Here is a 22530-nt window from a genome sequence, read left to right on the forward strand (position 1 = left end):
GCCAGGCCCAAGATGACGGGCCCCAGCCGACCGGGGCCCTGTCCGTTCGACGACGTCAGCCCGCGTTCTCCGAGCGTCGTTCCCTGCGCTGCTGCTTTTTGAACATGAGAACGCGAAGCGGAATCGCGGACACGATCGCGATCTGCATCGTGGCGCCCACCTTGATGAGCTGGTCACCGCCCGCGAGACCGGCCGCCCAGATCGTCAGGCAGGCCACGTTGATCAGCATCCAGCCCAGCACGACGGCAGCCAGGTTGCCCTTGGGCTTGGGGTATTCGATCCGGCTGACCATGAGCCAGGCCACGGCGAAGACGGCGGCGAGCGTGACGTAGTTCGGCTGGAAGAGCAGCACGATCGACACCACGGTCATCGCGCCCATGGGGATCGGCAGGCCCATGAAGTCGCCGCTCTTGGTCTTCACGCAGGCGAACCGGGCCAGCCGTACGACGCCGGCGAGCAGCACGGACCCGGCCGCGCACAGCACCAGCCACAGCGGGAGCTTGCCGGAGAAGCCGGCCCAGATCACCACCATGAAGGCGGGCGCGAAGCCGAAGCTGATCACGTCGGCGAGGTTGTCCAGCTCGGCGCCCATCGCGGACGCGCGGAACTTCCTGGCCACCAGGCCGTCGAACAGGTCGCAGGTCGCACCGATGAGCAGCAGCACCACGGCCGTGCCGAAGAAGCGCGGGTCGGGGGCGAACTTACCGCTGGCCTGCAGGTCGCTGATCGCCGACCAGGCGAGCACGCAGACGGCGAGGAAGCCGCTGAGGGCGTTGCCCAGCGAGAGGGAGTCGGCGGCCGACAGGCGGAACGCCTTGCCGACGGGCCCGCGTGGTTCCTCATCCACCTCCTCCACCGGCCAGGCGGCTTCGGCGCCGAGGTCAGATGTGGTCAAGGCGTGTCACCCCCGCGACGGTCCGGGTGCCGACGGTGACCGCCGGCCTGATGCCCTCGGGCAGGTAGACGTCCACCCGGGAGCCGAAACGGATCAGTCCCACCCGCTCGCCCTGGACGACCTTCGCGCCCGCGAACAGGTACGGCACGATGCGGCGCGCGACGGCGCCGGCGATCTGCACCATCTCGATGTCCCCGAGCGCGGTGTCGAAATGCCACACGACGCGCTCGTTCTTGTCGCTGTCCTTGTTGAACGCGGGCACGAAGCCGCCGGGCACGTGCTCGACCGCGGTGACCGTGCCGGCCGCGGGCGCCCGGTTGACGTGCACGTTCAGCGGACTCATGAAGATCGCGACCCGGGTGCGGCCGTCCGGCCACGGGTCGATGCTCTGCACGACACCGTCGGCGGGCGAGATGAGCCTGCCCTCGCCGAGCGTCCGCTCGGGGTCGCGGAAGAACCACAGCATCCCGCCGGTGAGGGCGGCGAGCGGCGCCGCGGCCAGCGCCCAACGGGGCGACCTGCGGGTGAGAACGGCGGTGGCGGCTGCCGCCGCGGCGGTCGGAGCCAGCCACGGGGACACGCCGCGTGCGAGCCTGACTCGGCCCCGGGCACTTCCCGCGAGCCCGGATTCGGGGCCGCGGGGCAACGATTCGTTGGACACAGATGACCTTTGTACTCTTCGGGCGACTATGGAGCGGCATGCGAGCTAACGATCGATATTACCGATCCGGCAGTCAATGCGTGGCACAACGAGAACAAGCAAACAGGGTGAGTTCCCGTTTTGCTAGCCCTGGGGGGCTTCGGCCTGAGACGCCTCCGTCTGGGAGGGTTCCACCGGACTAATGGTTCTCTCGTCGCGACGAGCTTTGATGAGACTGGCGACGGTGGTCACGGCCATGGTCACGCCGATGACCGCCAGCGACACCCAGATGGGGATCTGAGGGGCCCAGGAGACCTCGTTCTCATGAAGTGCTTCAAGAATCAGCTTAACCCCGATGAAACCGAGGATGAACGCCAATCCGTAGCTGATGTAGACCAGCCGCTGCAGCAGTCCGCCGAGCAGGAAGTAGAGCTGACGCAGCCCCATCAGGGCGAACGCGTTGGCGGAGAACACGATGAAGGCCGCCTTCGTGAGGCCGAAGATGGCCGGGATCGAATCGAGGGCGAACAGCAGATCCGTGGTGCCGATCGCGATCATCACGATCAGCATGGGCGTCACCATGCGCTTGCCGTCCACCCGAACGGTCACCCGGGAGCCGACGTAGTCGGGAGTGGTCGGGAAGACCCGCCGGGCCCAGCGCAGGAGGATGTTCTCGTTGAACTCCTCGTCCTGCCTGTTGTGGTCCCGCACCAGCGTGTACGCCGTGTAGACCAGGAAGGCCCCGAACGCGTACAGCAGCCAGCCGAAGCGGCTCAGCGCGGCGGCCCCGATCGCGATGAAGATCCCGCGCATGACGAGCGCGAGGACGATACCGACCAGCAGGACCTTGTGCTGGTAGATCCGGGGCACCCCGAAGCGGGTCATGATGATGTAGAAGATGAACAGGTTGTCGACGCTGAGGCTGTATTCCGTCAGATAGCCCGCGAAGAACTCGCCACCTGTTCCGGCACCGGCCCAGACCGTTAACCCGATGCCGAACAACACGGCCAGGCAGACGTAGAAGCCCACCCAGATGCCTGCCTGCCGCATGGAGAACTCGCGTGGTTCACCACGATCGACGATCAACAGGTCGATGGCGACCACAACGACGAGACCCACGATGACCAGGGCCCACAACCACAAGGGTGCATGTACCACGACTACCTCCGGCGCGCGCTGAACACACTGCCGGAGGTCTCTCCCGCCCGTACGCGCACGGCGGACCGACGGCCCCGGGTGCTGACACCGTGATGACGGAACCGCCGCGAAGGGATACTCCCCCCCAACCCGTCCAGTATATGGATCAGACTTAGCCTCACCTAATCCTTGCCGGAACGTCGGCGCTGATCGGCGAGAACAGGCGACGGCTCACCGGCCCGACGGCCTTGTGTCACCGGCTCGGGAGGGGAGTCGCACCCTCCCGCCACCCCTGTCGCCGCCACCCCCTGTCGCCGCCGCTCCCTGTCGCCGCCACTCCCCGGGCGCCGCTAGGACGCCAGCCCGTACGCCGCGAGCACCGCCCGCAGCGCCGCGTCCTCGTCAGGCAGCTCACGGCCCCGGCGTTCGGACGCCTGCGCCAGGCGGGCGGCCAGGGCGGGCTCGCCGAGCAGACGGCCGATCTCCCGGCTCAGCGCGCCGGGATCCTGCGGCGGCACCAGCAGGGCCGCCTCGCCTACCATCGCGGGCACGCCGCCCACCCGGGTCGCGATGATCGGCCTGCCCGCCCGCAGCGCCTCCTGGACGCTCAGCGGCTGCCCTTCCCATCTGCTGGGCACGATCACCGCCGTCGCGACCTGGAGCAGGTCGGCCGGCTCGGCCCAGCCGTACAGGACCACGGGCAGTTCCTCGGCGTCGACGCGCGCCTGAAGCTCCTCGCGCAGTGGCCCGTCGCCCGCGATCACGAAGACCGGATCCCCCTTGTAGGGCCCGGCCGCCGCGTCGAGCAGCGTCTCCAGGCCCTTCTGCTGGGCCAGCCGGGCGACCGTGAGCAGGATCGGCCGCTCCTGCGCGGCCTGCGGCGCGTGTCCCGTGCCGGACAACCCCGTGCTGGACAACCCCGTGCTGGACAACCCCGCGCCGGACCACCCCGTGCCGGACAGCCGCGTGGCGATCTCGGCCCGTACGTCCTCGGCCGGGCGGGCGGGTTCCGCGAGCGGCGGCGCGGGCACCACCGCGAGGTCCACCCGCCGGGCGCCCCTGCCCCGCATGCGCTGCGCGACATCCGGCGAGATGGCCAGGACACGGTCCGCGCGCCGGGCGACGATCCGCTCCAGCAGCCGGTAGACCACGCCGATCGCGCCGCCCGCCGTGACCGCGTTGTGCAGGGTGACCACGAGGCGCGGCCAGCCCCGCGACCCCGTGAGAGCGAGCGCGGCCAGCGCGCCGGCTCGCAGGCCGTGGGCGTGGACGACGTCCGCGCCGCGGGCGAGCCCGCGCAGGCGCAGTGCGGTCCGCAGGTCGTGCGAGGGGTGCGGCCGGTCGGCGATCTCGACCTCGGAGAAGCCCGCGCCGGTGCCGGTGAAGGAGAAAGCCTCCTCGGTGCCGCCGGGACCCGCGACCAGCACGCGGTGTCCCCGCGTGACGAGCCCGCCGGCGAGCATCCGCACGTGCCGCGCCACGCCCCCCATGCTCGACCCCAGCACGAGCACGATTCGACTCATGCCTGCTCCTCGCCACCGGCTCGGCGTCCGGCTGTGCCGGAGGCAGGCGATCCGGCGCCGCTCCAGCCGCAGTGCCTACCGATCCGCTCGCTCATACCGCCTCCTCGGCCGGCGGGTCCGCCGGGCTCGCGCCTCTCCCCCGCCGCACTCCTGACAGGGCGGCGGCCAGGTCCCCACGGTCCACGAGTGCGGCGACGAGGACCCCCGCGACCAGGGCCGCCAGACCGGCCAGCGCGGCCGTCAGGAGGCCGCCCCACGGGCCCTCGCCCGACAGGGGAAGCCGGGCGACCGCCGCGCCCGCGAGGAAGCCCGCGCCCCCGCCCAGCAGGGCGGCCAGAGCGGCCCGCGAGACGCCGTGGGCGGCCCGCGCGCCTCGTGCCCGCACGACCGAGGCCAGCAGCAGCCCGGCCCCCACCGTCATGCCGGCCGCCTGGCCGAGCGCGAGCCCGCCCAGACCCCAGCCGTCCGGCAGCACGAGGGCGAGCGCCACCTGGGCGACAGCCACGACCAGCCACCCGGCGACCTGCCCCCGGGCCGCCGCCCTGCCCTGTCCCGCCGCGTACAGCACCCGGCTGAGGTGGGCCACCAGGCCGTATCCGATGAGCCCCGGCGCGAACAGCGCGATCCCCCGGGCGAACTCCGCCGCGGCGACCGCGGTGTCGGCCTGGGCGAGGAAGACGTGCGCGACCGGCGCCGCGACCGCGGCGAGCGCGCCGGCCGCCAGGCCGCAGACCAGTACGACCGCGCGCGTCGTCCGCGCCGCCAGCGCCGCGAAGGCCCCACCCTCGTCCCCGCCCGCGTCCCCGCCCGCGTCCTCGGTCTGCGCCCGCGCGGCGAGCGCGGGGAACGCGCTGGTCGCGATGGGCACCGCGAGCACCGCGTACGGCACCTGGTAGATCGCCCAGGCGTAGTTGTAGGCGGGCAGTACGCCCCCGCCGACGCGGTTGGCGACGGGGATCAGGATCGCCGCAGCGGCCTGCTGGGCGACCAGCGCGCTCAGCCCGGCCAGGGCGAGCCGCCGCACCTGTACGGCGACGCCTTCCGGAAAGCGGAGCGTGGGCCGCCACCGCAGGCCGAGCCGTAAGGCCGGCCCGACCACGGTGACGACCAGAGCCAGCACGCCGAGCGTCGTTCCCGCCGACAGCGCGATCTCGGCCGGTCCGGGCACGGTGGCAGGATCCTTGTGGCCGCCGCTGAGCGGCCCGAAGGCCAGGTAGGCGATGATGACCACCACGCTCGACACCAGCGGCGCCAGCGCCGGTCCCGAGAAGCGGCGATGGGCCTGCAGCACGCCGTAGAGCACCACGGCCATTCCGTACAACGGGATCTGCGGCGCGAAGACGACCAGCATGCGCGCGGCGACGGCGGCGACCTGCCCGACGTCGCATTCTCCGGCCCCGAAGACGACGAGCAGCCGGGCGAGCGGCCCCGCGACCAGCGCGGTCAGCGCCGCGAGCGGCACCAGCAGCACGACCATCCAGGTCAGCAGCGCGGAGGCGATCCGGCCGACCTCCGCGCGCGCCCCGCCGTCCGCTCTGGCGGCGACGCCGGCGAGCACCGGGACGACCATCCCGGCGAGCGCGCCGCCCGCCACGACCTCGAAGACGATGTTCGGCACGTTGTTGGCCGTGTAGTAGGCGGTCGCCAGGCAGTTCGTGCCGACCGTGCGGGCGAACGCCAACTGCTTGGCGAAGCCCGTCACCCGCGCCAGGACCGTGATGACTCCGATGAGGACCGCCGCCCCCGCGATCCCCGCCCCGAGCCGTCTAACCATGCCGCCTACCCATAGCGCTTATCCATGCGGGTGCCGTACGCCTCCGCGCACGGCCCTGGTCGTCCAGGTCACCCGCGCGACCCCGGCGTGCCGGGGACGGTCTGCGGAGCGCGGCGGCCGAGCATGTCCAGGCGGTTGAGCACCGGGTTCCCGGCGATGACCTTGGTGAAGCTGACCTTCTCCGAGGCGGCGGTGAGAGCCGCGACGACGCCGAGGGCGGCGATCCGGCCGGGCCTGCCCAGCCGGGCCGTGGCCGCCAGGCCGAGCAGCGCGCCGAGCGCGTTCGCCCCGGAGTCGCCGAGCATCGCCCGCTCGCCCAGATCCTCGGGCAGCAGCGCCGCCGCCGCGCCCAGCGGGACGGCGGTCAGCGCGGCGGCCTGGCGGGAGCGCGGGCCGTACGGCGCGGCGATCGAGGCGGCCAGCAGGGGAACCCCGGCCAGCAGCCCCACCTTGATCGCACGGCCGGGCCGCAGGTCGAACAGGTTGGCCAGGTTGGCGCTGCCGGCGATCAGCGCACCGTCGACGAGCGTGTCGAAGGACCGCGCCGCCACACCCCCGCTCCGGGCCTCATGGGGGGCGAGCGCCGCCGCGGCGAGCCCGGTCGCGCCGATGCCGAGGATCTTGACCGCACCGCTGGTCACCTCGCCGCGCGCGAGCGCGGCCAGATGGCCCTTGAACCCCTTGGACGAGGTCGTGCCGAACAGGTCGTCGTACGCGCCGAGGACGCCGCTGCCCGCACCGGCGAGCACGGCGGCCGCGCGGGCGCGCACCGGGAGGCCGGGGGCGAGGGCGGAGGCGGCGACGGCGCCCGCGGCGAACGCGGGACCCTCCAGCAGCGTGACCGGCTCGCCCCGGTGGTTGACCCGGGTCCAGTACTCGTCGGCGGTCTTCTCGTCGCCGATCGGCGGGCGGCGCCGGAAGGCGGCGAAGGCGGCACGCGCGGCGGCCGCACCGAGCGCGGCGCCGACGGCGGCCCCGAGCGCCGCGGCGGCACGGGTGCCGGCCTGGGGACGTCTGGCCACGGCTGTTGCCCTTCTCTCCGTAATCGTCAGGCGTGAGGTGGCGACCGGCGGCTCAGCCCCGGCTCGCCGCCGGAGTGGGAGTCTGGCTGGGCGCGGTCACCGTGGGCTCGAACGCCGTCGCGCCGCTGCCGACGCCGTACGCGCCCGAACGGCCGGCCAGTTGCTCCCGCAGAGCGTAGACCACCACGATACGGCCCGCGGCGAAATCGACGGTGTCGACCGTCGAGACCGCCGAGGCCACACCGCCGGTGTCGTGCAGCGCCCCGATGACTCCGCCGTTGGCGGAGGCGGTGACGGTGCCGGCCAGGACGGTGCCGAGAGCGCCGCTGTCGAGGCCGGCCGCGACCGAGACGAGCGCGTTCGTCTGCCGGTCGGCGTCCTCCCCCTCGTACGGCTGGGCCGGCGCGAGCACGATGGCCATCGTCGCGCGCTGCTCGGGGTTGCCGTTCAGGGTCAGGAAGTCGCCGGCCTGGAACGCCTCCAGCACGCCGGCGGCCGCGGGGTTGGCCCGGCCCGCCTGCGCGCGGTCGTTGGTCACGATCGCGCCGGCGAGCATCGCGGCGGCCTTGTCGTACGGCGAGGCCCCGTCGGGAAAGGTGACGCCGGCCGGGGCGAGGTTGGTGGCGAGCCCGTCCACCACGCTCGCCTGCTCGCCTTCGATGAACTTCTCGGTCAGGCTGATCCTGCCGGTGTAGGCAGCTCCCGCGCTCGTGACGAGCTTCTCGACCGGGTCCCGCAGGGCGGCCGACGCGCCGGGAGCCTCGACGAGCACGACGCGCTCCCCCGCGAGCTGGCCGCGCACGAGGTCGGGCAGGTGGCTCGTGACAAGCGAGTCGCCGCCCTCCTCCCGCGTGCGCAGCTCCGAGATCTGCGTCAGGTACTTCTCGTTGGCCTGCCGCAGCGACGCGGTCATCTCCTCGGCCGACTTGAAGAACGTGGGCTCGAGCACGGTGCTGCCCAGCACGATGCCGACCGTGAGCGCGAGGAAGATCGCCACGATCGAGACGAGGTGATAACGGAAATCGATCACGAGAAGAGTCCGACCAGCCAGAAGATGAAGCCGTTCCAGGCCACGCGCAGGCCGTTGAGCCACACCTGGCCGATCGGCGATACCGAGAGGACCACGCCGATCGTGACCAGCGTGGTGGCCACGAGCAGCAACAGGGAAGGCGTGGAGATCCGGCTGCGGTAGAGCCTGCTCACGCCCTTGGCGTCCACGAGCTTGCTGCCCACTCGCAGGCGGGTGAGGAAGGTGCTCGCCGCGCCCGACCTGCCCTTGTCCAGGAACTCGTCGAGCGTCCAGTGGGTGCCCACCGCGACGATCAGCGTGGCGCCCTTGTCGTCCGCCAGGAGCATCGCGATGTCCTCGCTCGTCCCGGTCGCGGGGAACACGACCGCCTCCTGGCCCAGCTTGCGCACCCGCTCGAGCCCCGGCGCCCGCCCGTCGCGGTAGGCGTGGACGACCAGTTCGGCGCCGCAGCACAGCGCCTTCTCCGAGACGGAGTCGAAGTCGCCCACGATGATGTCGGGCGCGTACCCGGCCTCCAGGAGCGCGTCCGCCCCGCCGTCCACGCCGATCAGCACCGGGCGGTACTCCCGGATGTACGGCCGGAGCGTGGCGATGTCCTCCTTGTAGTGGTAACCCCGCACCACGATGAGAACATGGCGGTTCTCCAGGGAGATGCGGATGTCGGGCACGCCGACCCCGTCGATCAGGAGATCCCGCTCGCGCCGGACGTACTCCATGGTGTTCGCGGCGAAGGCCTCGATCTGGACGGCGAGGCCCGCGCGGGCCTCGGTCATCGCCGCCTCGACGCTCTCGGCGTCCTGCGGCTGCCCCTTGCCGACCAGTTCCTCGTCGAGATAGACCATGCCGTCGTGGACGCGGATCACGTCACCGTCGGCGATCCGCTCGAACAGCTCCGATGACGCGTTGTCGATCAGGGGGACGCCCGCGTCGATCAGGATCTGCGGCCCGAGGTTGGGATAGCGGCCGCTGATGCTCGCGGCGGCGTTGACCACGGCCGCCACGCCGCACGCGACGAGAGCCTCCCCGCTGACCCGGTCGATGTCGACGTGATCGATAATCGCGATTTCCCCGGGCTTGAGGCGCTTGGTCAGCCTCTTCGTCCGCCTGTCGATTCTCGCCACTGCCGTCACCCCGGGAAGGCCGTCGGCCTTCCTGCGGCGGAGGCCCGGAACATTCAAGCTCGGGACCTTCATCATGACCATCCTGCCAGAGGCGGCGACCGCCACGCTTCCACACCCCACGGCTCGTCTGATTTGTCACTGCAAGTCAGGGATGTTGCCGAGGTGCGACGACCGGGGCAGCCGAGCCAACGCACATCTTCCGCGACGCCGTCCGCCCCCGTTCCTCCGCCCCCGCATGCCAGGGCTTGACTGCTTCCCGGCGCGCCCTGCTCCAAACGTCACCCCCGCGCGCCCCGCCGAGTGTACGTGCGTCTGCGGACCCGCAGGGCACTCCACGGCGGCGCAGGGCGGCCCTCAGCCTGCCGCGCGGCGGCCCGGGCGTTTGGCCGCTCCCGAGGACGCCCTCTCCCAGGCGGCCTTGTCGGCGGCGGCGATCGACAGCAGCTCGGCGGCGTGCGCCCGGCCGAGCTCGGAGTCCTCCAGGCCCGCGAGCATCCGCGACAGCTCCCGCTCGCGGCCCTCCTGGTCGAGCGTCACGACGCCGCTGCGGACCACCCTGCCGTCGCTCGCCTTCTCGACCACGAGGTGCTGGTCGGCGAAGGCCGCCACCTGCGGCAGGTGGGTGACCACGATGACCTGCGCCGTCCTCGCGAGCTTGGCCAGCCGCCTGCCGATCTCCACGGCCGCCTTTCCGCCCACGCCCGCGTCGACCTCGTCGAACACGAACGTCGGAACGGGGTCGGCCCCGGCGAAGACCACCTCGATGGCGAGCATCACCCGGCTCAGCTCACCGCCGGAGGCGCCCTTGGTCAGCGGCAGCGGCGGCGCGCCGGGGTGGGACGCCAGCCGAAGCTCGACCTCGTCCACGCCGTGCGGGCCGAAGCCGTCGGTGGCGGTGAGCGCCACGCTGACCCGCGCGTGCGGCATGGCGAGCGCGGTCATCTCCTCGGTCACCGCCTGGCCGAACCGGTCGGCGGCGACGGTGCGGATGGCCGTCACCTCACCGGCCAGCTCACCCACCCGCTCGGTGAGCTCGCCGAGCTCCCGCGTCAGCTCCTCGATGCGCTCGTCGTCGCCGTCGAGCTCCGACAGCCTCTCGGCGGCCCGCTGCGCCCAGCCGAGGACGGCCGTGACGTCCTCGCCGTACTTGCGCATGAGCCCGTTCAGCGCCGCCCTGCGCTCCTGCACCGCGGCGAGCCGCGCCGGGTCGGCCTCGACCGACTCGGCATACGCGGCCAGCTCGGTCGCCACGTCGGAGACCAGGTAGCCGGCTTCGGCCAGGCGGCCGGCGAGCCCGGCGAGCGCGGGATCGAAGTCGCGTGCGGACTCCACGGCCGCCTTGGCCTGACCGAGCAACGACACGGCGTCCTGCATGTCCTGCGCGCTCGACATCGGATCCCCGAGCAGCGCGGCGTGCGCGGTCGTGGCGGCGGTGCGCAGCGCGTCGGCGTGGGAGAGCCGCTCCGCCTCCTCCTTCAGCTCGGCGTCCTCCCCCGGCCTGGGCTCGACCTTCTCGATCTCCTCAAGGCCGAACCGCAGCACGTCGGCCTCCTGCGCCCGCTCCCTGGCCTTGACGGTCAGCTCATGGAGCAGATCTCCCACCTGCTTGTGCCGCTTGTAGGCCTGCTCGTAGGCCCGCAGGGGTTTGACCAGCTCGTCGCCGGCGTAACGGTCGAGCGCCGCACGCTGCCTGCCGGGCTGCAGCAGCCGCTGCTGGTCCATCTGCCCGTGCACGGCCACGAGGTCGTCGGCGATGTACGTCAACGTGCCCACCGGTACGGCACGGCCGCCCAGCCAGGCGCGGGAGCGGCCCTCCGCCGAGACCGACCGGGAGATGATGAGCTGTCCGTCCTCGACCTCGCCACCGACGTCGGCGACCTGCTGGGCCACGCGCCCCCCGGGCTCGATCACGAGCGTGCCCTCGATCAGCGCCTTGTCGGCGCCCGGCCGGACCCTGGCGGGGTCGGCCCGCCCCCCGAACAGCAGGCCGAGACCGGTGACGACCATCGTCTTGCCGGCCCCCGTCTCACCCGTGACGACGGTGAATCCCGGCGACAGCTCCAGCACGGCCTCGTCGATCACGCCGAGCCCCTGGATGCGGACCTCCTCGACCCGTGGCCGCACTGGTCCCTCCCGTTTGCCGACCGAACTCGCCAGAGATCCTACGCGTAACTCGTCAAGATTTTCGAGGACTGCGTGTCCGGACCGCGACCCGAACGAGAATCTGTGGACACGAAAGCCCTGCTCATCCGGCATATCATCACCAACCGCCACAACCCGCTGTGGATCGCGACGCCGAACGCGGTCAGCCGGAGCGTACGCGGCCCCGCCAGCCCTGCACCGGCAGGCCGAACTTCGCGACCAGGCGGTCGGTGAAGGGCGCTCCGGTGGTCTCCACACCGAGCAGGCGGGCCAGCCGTACGGGCACCTCACCCCTGCGGACCTCCACCCGGGCGCCGGGCGGGATGTCGAAGCGGCGGCGGCCGTCGCACCACAGCACACCGGCGCTGGTCTCGGGGAGGATCTCCAGCGCGAGCGTGGACTTCGGCGACACCACCATCGGCCGGGCGAACAGGGCGTGGGCGCTGTTGGGCACCAGGAGCAGCGCCTCGACCTCTGGCCAGACGACGGGACCGCCGGCCGAGAAGGCGTACGCCGTCGATCCGGTGGGGGTCGCGCAGATCACGCCGTCGCATCCCCAGCGCGACAACGGGCGGCCGTCGATCTCCGCGACGACCTCCAGCATGCGGTCCTTCTTCTCGACCGACGCCTCGTTGAGCGCCCAGGTCCGCGCGAGAACCGACCCGTTCAGCCGCACGACGACCTCGATCGTCATGCGCTCCTCGACCTCGTAGCGGCCCTCGACCACCAGGTCCACCACGGACGCAAGATCCTCCACCTCCGCCTCGGCGAGGAAGCCCACATGCCCCAGGTTCACGCCGAGGAGCGGCACCGCGGCCTGGCGGGCCAGCTCGGCGGCGCGCAGCAACGTGCCGTCACCGCCCAGCACGATGATCAGCTCGGCCTCCTCCAGCGCCGCCCCGTGCTCCGGGACCACCTCGACATGGGCGCAGCCGAGCTCCTCCGCCTCCTCGTCGAGCACCCGGACGTTGATGCCCTCCCCGATCAACCGTTCCATGACCAGGCGGGCGCTGCGCACCGCCGCCTCCCGGCCCGTGTGCGCCGTCACCAGGACGGTCCTCTTGGCGTCCGCCCGGCCGCCCGCCGCGCCGCCCGTGCTCATCGCGCTCATCGTCTCCACGCCTCGCCGCCCGCGCTCACCTGGGTCCCTGCGCGACCGCCGTGTCGATGGCCGCGTCCACATCGGGAACGGGATCGTGTCCCGCCCCCTTCCCGAGCCACACAACGTATTCCACGTTGCCCGACGGCCCCGGCAGCGGGCTCGCCGTCACACCCTTCACCGTCAGGCCCAGCGAGCCCGCCGCCGCTGCGACGTCCCGCACCGCCTGCGCCCGCAGGACCGGGTCGCGGACGACCCCTCCCGCGCCCACACGCTCCCTGCCGACCTCGAACTGCGGCTTGACCAGCATCGCGAACTCGGCCGTCTCGGCGGCGCAGCGCACCAGCGAGGGGAGGACGAGCCGGAGGGAGATGAAGGACAGATCCCCGACGATCAACGTCGGCGGCTCGCCCACCATCTCCGGGGTCAGGTCGCGGACGTTGACCCGCTCCATCACCGTGACCCGCTCGTCCGTGCGCAGGGACCAGGCGAGCTGGCCGTATCCCACGTCGACCGCGAGCACGTGGGCGGCGCCGTTCCTGAGCAGCACGTCGGTGAAGCCGCCGGTCGAGGCGCCCGCGTCGAGACACCGGCGTCCCTCGACGCGGAGCCCTTCGAACGCGCGCAGCGCGCCGAGCAGCTTGTGGGCGCCCCTGGACACGTAGTCGGGGCCCTCGGCCGTCTCGGCGATCACGATGGGGGCGGCCGTGTCCACCTGCGTGGCCGCCTTGCCCGCCAACCGGCCTCCGACGCTGACCCGGCCCGCCTCGATGAGCTGGACCGCCTGCTCTCTGGACCGGGCGAGCCCGCGGCGCACGAGCTCGCTGTCCAGCCGGACACGCTTCATCGGGCCCGCACCGCCGCGCCGTCCTGCACCGCCGGGCCGTCCTGCAACATCGCGCCGTCCCGCAGCACCGCGCCGCCCTGCAACATCGCGCCGCCCCGCACCGTCCCGCGCTGCGCGGACCCCCGGCTCGCGGCGTCCGCGACCGCTCCCGTGACGCTCACCGACCACTCTCCTGGCCGCCGCGGGCTTCGGGCTGCCACCCGCCGGCATCCTCCACGGAGGCGAGCACCGCTTCGAGGCCGGCGAGGACCTGTTCGAAGACGTCCACGTGGTCGGACACCGGCGTGTGAGCCAGCCGTCCGAGAGGCGACAACACGGTCTGCACGCCGCCGGCCCCCGAGGCGAGGTGTTCCCCGGCCGCGATCCCGCTGTCCGTCATGATCTCTTCCTGCTCCGATCAACTACCCCGTCACGCCTGCCTGCCGCGCCGCCTGCCTGCCACGATTCCCCGTGCGCGGGCGCACGCTCGCCCGGGGCTTCGGCCCGGCTCTCGCCGGACCGGGTCCCAGGCGTCGCTGGACCGGGTCCCGGGCGTCGCCGGGCGACACGCGGCCGGGCCGCGGGTCCCGCACGAGCCCCTGCGACGCCGGTCGCCTCGACGCTATCGGACCCCACCGACGGTCGTGCGCGGTCCTGGCCGTTCCGCAGGGGACCGCGGCCCTTGCCCCCTGCATGATCTCGTTTCAGGTGCCTGAGGGAGGCCATGGCCCCTCGCCGTCCCATCTGTTGCGAAATCTACGACTCGCGGACCACCGGACGCGTGCCGTGACCATTCCATGACCCGACGCGGATTTCGCGCAGGCCCCCCGTGGAAAGCTACTGTCGGTAGCTAGAGGGGAATCACATCGCCGACCGTGGTCTGGGCGCGGTTCACAAGCACCCACGGTCGGCGAGAGCACACGGTCCGCGAGAAGAAGGGCAGGCGCATGGCGACCGTCGAGGAATGCCGGGCGGCGCTGGACAAACTCGTCGAGCACTTCGACGAGATAAGCGAGGAGGACCGTGCCAAGCACGTGGTCGAGCGCCGGCTGGCCTGCCGGATCTCCGATCTCGGCGCGACCTTCTACGGTCGCATCCACCGGGGCGGGCTCGACCCCTTCAAGGAGGTGCCTCCGGAGGACGGCCGGCCCGCCGAGGTCAAGCTGACGCTGAAGAGCGAGGACCTGGTCTCGATGGTCAACGGCGAACTCGACATGGGCCGCGCGCTCCTGAGCGGCCGGATCAAGATCGACGCGAGCCTCGGCGATCTGCTGCGCCTTCGCAAGCTCCTCTGACCGCCGCGCCGGATCCGCGACGCACCTGCGCGAGACCACCCGCCGCGCGGTGGGCGGGGCCCCGAAACGGCGAAACTCGGTCACCGGGCGGTGGCGGCCATCCCGGTGTCACACCGGTGTCGCCGCCCCGATGTCACGCCGGTGTCGCCGTCCCAGCGTCACGGTCCTGTATGACGCTCCGGTGCGCGAGCGGGTGGACGCTCACCTGTGCCGAAGTGGATCGGCGAACGAGCCCTGAGAGCGGACGACACCGGTGCCACGGCAGCCGTCCGGCGCCGTGAAAGAGGGCCTGCTTCCCACCGCCTCTGACGCCGGCCGGCACGGTGACGCGAATGCCCCGGTCACGCTGCCACCGCGCCGGTCAGCGGCCGAGCGCCGCCAGAGCGCCCTTCACCGCGTCCTCGTCCGCGTGGCCGTCCCCCGCCGCCTCCCAGGTGGCGGCGCACGCCGCGCGCAGCCCTTCGACGGGGTCGCCCTCCCCGGAGAGCACGAGTTCGCCGTCCTGCCATGCGGCCGTCCACCCGCCGCAGGTCCAGCCGCCCGAACCACGCCGTACGGGGATCACGGGGACGTGGAGACCGGACAGGTCGGCGGCGATATGGGTGGGGCGGTGATGGGGCGCGGCGGTGAGCACGTCCGCAGGAGTGGCGACGCCGGTCAGCACGAGCAGGCTGTCGACACCGGCCCGGGTCGCGCCCTCGATGTCGGTGTCGAGCCGGTCACCGACGATCAGCGGCCTCTCGGCGCGGGTGCGGATCATCGACTCGCGGTGCAGCGGCGGCTCGGGCTTGCCCGCGACCACGGGCTCGACGCCGGTCGCGGTGGCGATCACGCGGCTCATCGACCCGTTCCCGGGCTGCTCGCCCCGGCCTGTGGGCATGGTCGTGTCGGCGTTGGCCGCGACGAACCACGCCCCCTGACGTACGGCGAGCGCCCCTTCGCACAGCAGCCCGTAGGACAGGTTGTCGGCGATGCCCTGCACCACGGCGGCCGGCGCGTCCAGAGCCGTGGTCACAGGTCGCAGGCCGTGCTCGCGCAGGGCCATCCGCAGTCCCATGCCTCCCACCACGAGGACGGCCGAGCCCCCCGGCACGTGCTCGGCGACCAGCCGGGCCGCCGCCTGCGCGGACGTCACCACGTCCTGCGGGGCGGCGGGAATGCCCAGATGGCGGAGGTGCTGGGCGATCGCCCCCGGCGTGCGGGACGCGTTGTTCGTCACGAACGCGAGCCGCACGCCCTGGTCCCCGGCCTTCACCAGCGCCTCGGGCGCGCCGGGGACCGCGTGTTTGCCGAGGTAGACGACACCGTCGAGGTCGAGCAGCAGCGTGTCGTAGGCGTCCACGAGCACGCCGGTGGTTTCTGGCATGTCGGAAGTATGACCTACGGTCACGCCTGCCTCGCCCGTAGCGTGGCCCTGACCTGCTTCAGCGCGGACACGTAGTGCCGCAGGTCGGGGCGCATCGCCACCGCCACCGCGAGGGGCTCCTGCGCTCCCTCGATGTCTCCGCTGCGCCACAGTGACAAGCCGAGACCGAAGTAGGCGTAGTCCTCGGCGGGGTTGGCGTCGACGATCCAGCGGAAGCTGCCCGCGGCCTCGTCGTAGCGCTTCGAGTTGAACTGCGCCCGGGCGAGGGCCTCGCGGATGCTGGGCGAGTCGGGCTCGGCCTGTACGGCATGCTCCAGGATCGCCGCCGCCGCGGCCGGACTGCCCTCCTCAAGGAGCTTCGTGCCACGCTTGAACCACTCGTAGACGCCACCGGAAGGCGTACCGCCCGGGTCATTGGAAAAAGCAGAGGCCTCGTTTCGTCCTTCGATCATTGGGTAAGCCCTCCTGCACTCCGATTTCACAAGCAACCGGGCACCGCAGCGTCGGGGAGTCCGGGCACTTATGGCAACATGCCCGGTATGGAGAGTTCTGAACGGGCGGGACTGGTGATACGTCCGTTCCACGGTGTTCGTTACGCGGTGGACAATCTGGCCGCTGTCACCTCCCCGCCGTACGATCTCATCTTCCCTGACGAACTGCGGGAACTGCTCAGTCGTCATCCGAACAACGTGGTGCGCCTGATCCTTCCCGGAACCAGCCACTACGGCGAGGCGAGCGCCACATTGCACGAGTGGCTCGCCGACGGAGTGCTGACAGTCGACTCCCAGCCCGGCCTGTACGTGTACGAGCAGAGCGGCGTCGGCTTCCTGCAGCGGGGGCTGATCGGAGGTGTCGGGGTCGGGTCGCCCGCGATCCTTCCGCATGAAAACGTCCTGCCGGAGCCCGTCGCCGACCGGCTCGCTCTGATGAGGGCGACGCAGGCCAACTTCGAGCCGATCTTCCTGTTGTACGAGGGCGGGGGCACCGCCTCCCGGCTCGTCGACGACGTGGCGACACAACGTTTCCCGCTCGTGGACATCCGCACTCGTGAGGGCGTGCACCACCGGCTCTGGGCGGTGACCGACCCCCACGAGATCGAAGCCGTCGCGGAGGACCTACGTGATCGTCATGCGCTGATCGCCGACGGTCACCACCGTTACGCCACCTACGAGGCGCTGCGGAAGGACCACATGGGTCCCGGCCCCTGGGACTACGGCCTGGCGTACCTGGTCGACTCCACGGTCTACCCGCCCGACCTCAGGGCCATCCACCGCGTCATCCCGGGGCTGCCCCTGCAGGAGGCCGTCGCCCGGGCCAAGGGCGCCTGGCAGGCCCAGGAGTTCCCCCTGGTCGAGGACGCCCTCGCGGGGCTCGCCACCGCGACCGGCCCCGCCTTCGTGCTCGCCGGCGAGGGACCCGCCCATCTGCTGACGGATCCGGACCCGCTGCAGGTCGAGCGCGCCATGCCGGCCGGGCAGTCCCCGCGGTGGCGGATGCTCGACACCTCGGTCCTCACGACGTTCCTCCTGCCCAAGGTATGGGGGATCACCGACAGCGAGCAGTCGGTGATGGTCGTGCACCACGACCCGCTCGCCGCCGTGGACATGGCGCGCCGGCTCGGCGGGACGGCGGTGCTGCTGAATCCGCTGTCCACGGAGGACGTCCTCACGGTCGCCGCGCAGGGTGAGCGGGTGCCGCGCAAGTCGACCTCGTTCGGCCCCAAGCCCCGTACGGGCCTGGTCATGCGGACCTTCGCCACCGACTGATCACCTCGTTTGATCTCGTCTGATCACCTCGTCGCCGGCTCTGTCGAGCCTGCGTCGTCCTGGTGGTCGCAGGACGACGCCTCACCACCGGAGGGCTTCTCGTCGATCGAACAAGCGTCGGCGACCTCACCGGCGTCACCGGCCGGACCGGTCTCGGCGGCGGGGCCGTCCCCGGCGTGGGGCGTTGTCCTGCGCGGCCTGCCGCGAGGCGCGGCCGGTTCGACGCGGCGTGCCGTACGGACCTCGATCTCGTAGCGGCTGCCGCCGCGCCACCAGCGGCGGCGCAGCGCGCCTTCCACCTGGACCAGATCATCGAGTCGCCAGCCGGCCAGCATGTCGCGCACGCCGTCGTCGAGCGTCGCGCACTCGATCGCGTCCGACCGCTGACGGGCCGAGCGGCCTCCCGGCCGGCGGACCGCGAGACGCCACCGCGTCAGCAGGGCTCCGCTCGGCAGCTCCCGGTGTGCGGGCTCCATGGACAGCCGCCCGACCAGCACCACCTCGTTGCAGTGCATGTGATCTCCTCTCTGCCGTGGAGATCACTATCCGTGACCGGGTTGGGCCGGCACGGCTCTGAATGCCATTCTGTGAATACCGGTTCTAGTTTCAGGGGTGGGCTGTGGACAACGTGACTCCACTCGGGGGCGACGTCTACGAGATCGACACGCGGATGGCGGGCTATTCCGGCATCACCGCGGGCTACCTGATCCTCGGCGACCGCCCCTGCCTCGTCGAGACGGGCACCTCGACCTCGGCTCCCGTGGTCAGGGACGCCCTGTCCTCCCTCGGGGTGGGACCGGACGACCTCGCGACCGTCGTGGTCACCCACATCCACCTGGATCACGCCGGCGGCGTGGGGGACATCGCGAGCTTCTATCCCTCCGCGGAGATCGTCGTTCATGAGAAGGGCGCCCGTCATCTCGCCGATCCCTCCCGGCTCATGGCGAGCGCCAAGATGGTCTGGGGCGACAAGCTCGACGTGCTGTTCGGCGCTCTGGCGCCCACCGACGCGGCCCGCATCAGGGCCCTCGGCGACACCGGGACGATCGCCTTGGGCAACGGCCGCACCCTGGCGAGCCACTACTCCCCCGGCCACGCCAAACACCACGTCGGCCTGCTGGACTCGCTCACCGGCGACCTTTACGTGGGCGACGCCGCCGGCGTGTATCTGCCCGAGACGGGAGACCTGCGGCCCGCCACGCCGCCGCCGGACTTCGACCTCGACGTCGCCCTCGGCTCGATCGGGCTGTTCGCGGCCCTGAAACCGCAACGACTGCTGTTCAGCCACTACGGACCGGTGGAGGACGTGCCCTCGACCCTCGAACGGTCGGCCGAGGAACTCCGGATCTGGGTGGACCTCACCAGACGGGCCAGAGACGAGGGACTCGACCTCGATCACGCAGTCGCCATGGTGCGCGACCGGACGCGGGAGCGGTACGCCGCGCTACGTGCCGACGAGGCCACCGCCGAGCAGTTCGAGCTGCTGAGCGGCGCGCCGTCGAACGTCGCGGGCATCATGCACTGGCTCGATCGCACCCCGCGCTGACTTCAAGCGCTCGGAAAGACCCGGTGCTGAGGCGCGGCTTCTCCCGGGAAAAGTGAACGGGCGCCGCCGAAGCGGCGCCCGTCCGGGACATCAGGGCTGGCGCTTCGCCGGATCCTCGGGGTCCTCGGGGTCCTCGGGGTCCTCGGGGTCGTCGAGCACGTCGCCGAAGTTCGGCTCGATGAACGCGGGGCCATAGGACGGCGCGCTCTTGGCGGCAGGTCGCTCGGCCCCCGCATCGGCGTCGCGTGTCTCCTCGCGACCCGATGCCGGCGTTGCCACAGGCGCCGCTGGTGCGGCCACCTCACCGGTCGAGGACGTCACGGCCGCATCGTCGCCCGCGGCGTCGTCACCCACGGCATCGTCACCCACGTCGTCGCCGTCCGCCCGATCCCCGGTCAGATCGTCCTCGTCAGAGAGGTCGTCGTCGGCGAGGTCGTCGTCAGAGAAATCCTCGTCGGCGAGATCCTCGTCGCGGGCGGCGCCGGAGAGGTCCGCCTGGTCCTCGTCCTTGGCCGTCTCGACAGTGCCCTTGTCGTCGATTTCCTCGTCGTCGTCGGCAAGGTCGTCCAGAAGGTCACTGGACTCGTCATCGGACTCGTCGTAGTTCTCCTCCAGATCCTCGATGAGTCCGCCGGTCAGTTCGGCGTAGCGTTCGGCCGCATCGGTCTCGCCGTCCTCGTCGAACGCCATGGCACGGGCGAACCAGTCGGTCGCCGCTTCCTCGTGCCCCGCGTCGGCCAGGGCGTCCGCGTACGCGAAGGCGAGGCGTGCCGACCACGGCTTCGGCTGAGGGTCGCGCAACTCCGGGACCCGCTGCAGCGTGATCACGGCGGCGTCGTGCTGGCCGAGGTCGCGACGGGCACCGGACTCCACGATGGCCAGCTCGATCTTGCCCGCGCGGTCCAGCCGTTCGGCCTCCCGCGACCGGACGAGGTCGAGAGCCTTCTCGGGCCGCCCGAGCCCGCGCTCGCAGTCCGCCATGATCGGCAGGTACTCGTCCGAGCCGCTGATCCGCCGCGCTGCCCGGAGGTCGCCCAGCGCCTCGGCGTACTGACCGGCGTGATAGGCGGCGATCCCGGTGGCCTCGCGGACCACGCCGATCCTGCCCGCGAAGCGGCGGGCCACCTTGGCGTGCTCGTAGGCCTTCTCCGGATCCTCCGCGCTCAGCGCACGGGCGGCCGCCACGAGGTGACCGGCCACGAGGTCCGCCAGGTCGTTCGGCAACGAGCGAAGCTCCGCACGCGCCTCACGGTCCAGTTCGTCCGGCGTGATGTCCGGGTCGAGCGGAGGAATCTCCTCCTGCCTCGGCCTGCTCGGCTCGTCCGGCCTGCCGTAGCGGCTACGGCTGCCGCCCCGCTCGTCGCGGCTGAAGGGACGCGCCGCGTCGCGGTCGCCGCCGAACGGCCTGGACTCGTCACGGTCCCTTCCGAACGGCCGGGCACCGCGATCGCTGCCGAACTGGCGCCGCGGCCGGTCGCCGGAGCCCGGCTCACGCCCACGGAACGTCCGAGTTCCCTCTTCACGGTCGCGGCCCGGACGCCTGTCGTCACGATCCCGGAAAGACCCCCCGGGCCGGTCTCCCGACGTACGGCTCGGCCCGTCGCGGAACGAGTCCCGGTCGCGGGCCCGGTCGCCACCAGCGTTCTGCCGGTCCCCGTAAGTGCGCCTGGGCCTGTCGTCCCCGCCGCTCCTGCCGTCGCGGTCGCCGAACGAACGTCGCGGCCGCTCCTCACCGCGGAAGCCTCGATCGCCGCCCCTGTCGCTACCTCGGTCGGCGCCTCGGTCGCCGTACGGCCGCCGGGGACGATCCTGGCGCTCGGAGCCGCTTCCGCCTCTGTCGTCACGGCCGTAGCCGCGCTCCTGGTCCGCAGGTCGCGGCGGGCGACTGGCAGACCCGTCACGATCGCCGCGATCGTACCGAGGCGCGGAAAAGCGCCCTTCCCGGCTCTCCCGATTCTCCCTGCCCTCACGGCCGTCGCGCTCGCGGGAGCCGTAGCGCCCGCCGAAACCGCCACCCTGCCGCTGCGGGCGGTCTCCGTACCCGGCACCTTCCCGCCGCTGCGGGCGATCACCGAAACCGCCGCCTTCCCGCCGCTGCGGGCGGTCTCCGTACCCGGCACCTTCCCGCCGCTGCGGGCGATCACCGAAACCGGCACCTTCCCGCCGCTGCGGGCGATCTCCGTACCCCCCGCCTTCCCGACGATCCGTGCGTCGGTCGCCGGACGGCCGACCGCCGCGGTCGTCGGAGCGGAACGGGCGTCCGCCCCGTTCCTCGCGATCCCGAGAGCCCTGTCCGCCTCGGGAGCTGTCACGGTCCCCGTAGGGGCGGCGCGGCCGATCGGAGCGGAAGGTGTCCCGGTCCTGATAGACGCGCTCCTTAGGTCCCTCGGAGGCCCCGGCTTCCCTGCGTCCCTCGAAGCCGCCGGCTCCGCGCGGCCGTTCAGCACCGCGCTCGAAGCTCCGCCCCCCGTCGCGGCCGCGGTATCCGCCGCGATCGTCGGTACGGCCACCCGCGCGATCCCCACCACCGAAGGGACGGGGACCGCGGTCGTCCCGGTCACGATAGCCGTCGCGCCTGTCCCGATCCCCGTAGGAGCCGGAAGGCCTGTCGCCGCGATCACGCGCACCGAAGCGTCCCCCGGGCGATCCGCCCTGGTCGCGGTAGCCACGCCTGTCGGACTGGAACGGGCGTTCGCCGCCTCGATCGCTGCGGTCGCTCCGGTCGCTGCGAGAGCCCTCTCGCCGCTCTCCATAGCGACCGCCGAAGCCGCCGCTTCCTCCGTTACCGCGGGATCCTCCGGTGCGCTCAGCCCGGTTTCTGGTCTCGTCGCGGTTGTCTTCGCCACGGCCCGCGCCGTCGCGCCCGTCTTCTCTGTTCACTTCTGTCCTCTGTTGCTTGCTCACCGCGTCCGGTTCGCCGGCCGCAGGGCTCTGTCTTCCGCTTATGTCGCTATTGGGGATCCGCCCCACACCTGATGAGTTCCAGGGAAGACATGTTGTTTGCGCCGCAGGTCCGCTGGGATCGCGTCCGCCGCAGCCTTCGTTTCTCGTCCGATGCGACGAAGGCCACCCGTGAGGTGGCCCGGCACTTCCAGCCTAGCGCGCCTCATCACCGCCTGGGCCTCGACAGGGCCTTTCGCACCCCGCCAACGTGGGCTTCGGCGTGATGAGGGACATGGCCTCAGAAACGCGGAAGGGCCGCCCCAACAGGGGCGGCCCTTCACAAAGATTGTCCGGCGGCGTCCTACTCTCCCACACCGTCCCCGGTGCAGTACCATCGGCGCTGGCAGGCTTAACTTCCGGGTTCGGAATGTAACCGGGTGTTTCCCTGCCGCTATAACCGCCGTA

20 protein-coding genes and 1 rRNA gene are annotated in these 22530 nt (G+C 72.0%); 3 read left to right on the top strand and 18 right to left on the bottom strand.

The features are described from left to right. Positions 1–55 precede the first annotated feature (55 nt). From pssA to FLX07_RS21000, 13 genes are all read right to left on the bottom strand, one after another. Entirely contained in the window at positions 56–895 is an 840-nt protein-coding gene (pssA, locus tag FLX07_RS20945) for a CDP-diacylglycerol--serine O-phosphatidyltransferase (protein ID WP_142572503.1), read from the bottom strand. Then, a complete protein-coding gene (locus FLX07_RS20950; RefSeq protein ID WP_142572546.1) occupies positions 882–1541 on the bottom strand; it encodes a phosphatidylserine decarboxylase in 660 nt (219 codons plus the stop codon). The genes pssA and FLX07_RS20950 overlap by 14 nt, the downstream gene beginning before the upstream one ends. 138 nt (positions 1542–1679) lie before the next feature. Continuing rightward, entirely contained in the window at positions 1680–2678 is a 999-nt protein-coding gene (locus FLX07_RS20955; RefSeq protein ID WP_167748334.1) for a TerC family protein, read from the bottom strand. Positions 2679–3022: 344 nt separating this feature from the next. Further along, positions 3023–4195, bottom strand: a complete 1173-nt coding sequence (locus FLX07_RS20960; RefSeq protein ID WP_142572505.1) for a glycosyltransferase family 4 protein — start codon at positions 4193–4195, stop codon at positions 3023–3025. Between the two features lie 91 nt (positions 4196–4286). Then, complete coding sequence (murJ, locus tag FLX07_RS20965) at positions 4287–5969, bottom strand: murein biosynthesis integral membrane protein MurJ (RefSeq protein WP_142572506.1); 1683 nt, start codon at positions 5967–5969, stop codon at positions 4287–4289. A gap of 68 nt (positions 5970–6037) precedes the next feature. Then, positions 6038–6991 carry a hypothetical protein gene (locus tag FLX07_RS20970; protein ID WP_142572507.1) on the bottom strand — a complete coding sequence of 318 codons (954 nt, stop codon included), beginning with the start codon at positions 6989–6991 and terminating at the stop codon, positions 6038–6040. A 52-nt stretch (positions 6992–7043) separates the two neighbouring features. Further along, complete coding sequence (locus FLX07_RS20975) at positions 7044–8021, bottom strand: copper transporter (protein WP_142572508.1); 978 nt, start codon at positions 8019–8021, stop codon at positions 7044–7046. Continuing rightward, a complete protein-coding gene (gene steA, locus FLX07_RS20980) occupies positions 8018–9214 on the bottom strand; it encodes a putative cytokinetic ring protein SteA (protein WP_167748329.1) in 1197 nt (398 codons plus the stop codon). The genes FLX07_RS20975 and steA overlap by 4 nt, the downstream gene beginning before the upstream one ends. Positions 9215–9496: 282 nt before the next feature. Beyond that, the gene (gene recN / locus FLX07_RS20985; protein ID WP_229689838.1) at positions 9497–11266 is read right to left on the bottom strand and encodes a DNA repair protein RecN; all 1770 of its coding nucleotides are present in this window, start codon (positions 11264–11266) and stop codon (positions 9497–9499) included. Positions 11267–11447: 181 nt separating this feature from the next. Beyond that, positions 11448–12395 (bottom strand): NAD kinase, encoded by a 948-nt coding sequence (locus FLX07_RS20990; RefSeq protein WP_142572511.1) that lies wholly within the window; start codon positions 12393–12395, stop codon positions 11448–11450. Between the two features lie 25 nt (positions 12396–12420). Then, complete coding sequence (locus FLX07_RS20995; protein ID WP_142572512.1) at positions 12421–13230, bottom strand: TlyA family RNA methyltransferase; 810 nt, start codon at positions 13228–13230, stop codon at positions 12421–12423. Further along, on the bottom strand, positions 13227–13391 hold the full coding sequence (locus FLX07_RS36565) for a hypothetical protein (protein WP_167748330.1): 165 nt from the start codon (positions 13389–13391) through the stop codon (positions 13227–13229). The genes FLX07_RS20995 and FLX07_RS36565 overlap by 4 nt, the downstream gene beginning before the upstream one ends. After that, the gene (locus FLX07_RS21000) at positions 13388–13609 is read right to left on the bottom strand and encodes a hypothetical protein (protein WP_142572513.1); all 222 of its coding nucleotides are present in this window, start codon (positions 13607–13609) and stop codon (positions 13388–13390) included. Before FLX07_RS21000 ends, FLX07_RS36565 begins: the two co-directional genes overlap by 4 nt. Before the next feature lie 547 nt (positions 13610–14156). Between FLX07_RS21000 and FLX07_RS21005 the strand changes: the two genes are divergently transcribed. After that, positions 14157–14504, top strand: a complete 348-nt coding sequence (locus FLX07_RS21005; protein WP_142572514.1) for an SCP2 sterol-binding domain-containing protein — start codon at positions 14157–14159, stop codon at positions 14502–14504. 361 nt (positions 14505–14865) lie between these two features. Here FLX07_RS21005 and FLX07_RS21010 read toward each other — a convergent pair whose 3' ends face one another. Next, a complete protein-coding gene (locus FLX07_RS21010) occupies positions 14866–15870 on the bottom strand; it encodes an HAD-IIA family hydrolase (RefSeq protein ID WP_142572515.1) in 1005 nt (334 codons plus the stop codon). A gap of 20 nt (positions 15871–15890) precedes the next feature. Then, entirely contained in the window at positions 15891–16322 is a 432-nt protein-coding gene (locus FLX07_RS21015; RefSeq protein ID WP_142572516.1) for a tetratricopeptide repeat protein, read from the bottom strand. Between the two features lie 87 nt (positions 16323–16409). Here FLX07_RS21015 and FLX07_RS21020 point away from each other — a divergent pair, with 87 nt between their 5' ends. After that, positions 16410–17636: a DUF1015 family protein gene (locus FLX07_RS21020; RefSeq protein WP_223854375.1), complete on the top strand. Its 1227-nt coding sequence runs from the start codon at positions 16410–16412 to the stop codon at positions 17634–17636. A 23-nt stretch (positions 17637–17659) separates the two neighbouring features. Here FLX07_RS21020 and FLX07_RS21025 read toward each other — a convergent pair whose 3' ends face one another. After that, complete coding sequence (locus FLX07_RS21025; protein ID WP_142572518.1) at positions 17660–18151, bottom strand: single-stranded DNA-binding protein; 492 nt, start codon at positions 18149–18151, stop codon at positions 17660–17662. 104 nt (positions 18152–18255) lie between these two features. Between FLX07_RS21025 and FLX07_RS21030 the strand changes: the two genes are divergently transcribed. After that, positions 18256–19182 carry an MBL fold metallo-hydrolase gene (locus FLX07_RS21030; protein ID WP_229689837.1) on the top strand — a complete coding sequence of 309 codons (927 nt, stop codon included), beginning with the start codon at positions 18256–18258 and terminating at the stop codon, positions 19180–19182. A 90-nt stretch (positions 19183–19272) separates the two neighbouring features. On the opposite strand, the gene FLX07_RS21035 is transcribed toward FLX07_RS21030, so the two are convergent. After that, positions 19273–20406, bottom strand: coding sequence for a tetratricopeptide repeat protein (locus tag FLX07_RS21035; protein ID WP_223854376.1), 1134 nt, complete (start codon positions 20404–20406; stop codon positions 19273–19275). A gap of 2007 nt (positions 20407–22413) precedes the next feature. Then, positions 22414–22530: ribosomal RNA gene (rrf, locus tag FLX07_RS21040) — 5S ribosomal RNA — on the bottom strand.

Source organism: Microbispora bryophytorum, from assembly GCF_006874465.1.
Taxonomy (GTDB): Bacteria; Actinomycetota; Actinomycetes; order Streptosporangiales; family Streptosporangiaceae; genus Microbispora; species Microbispora bryophytorum.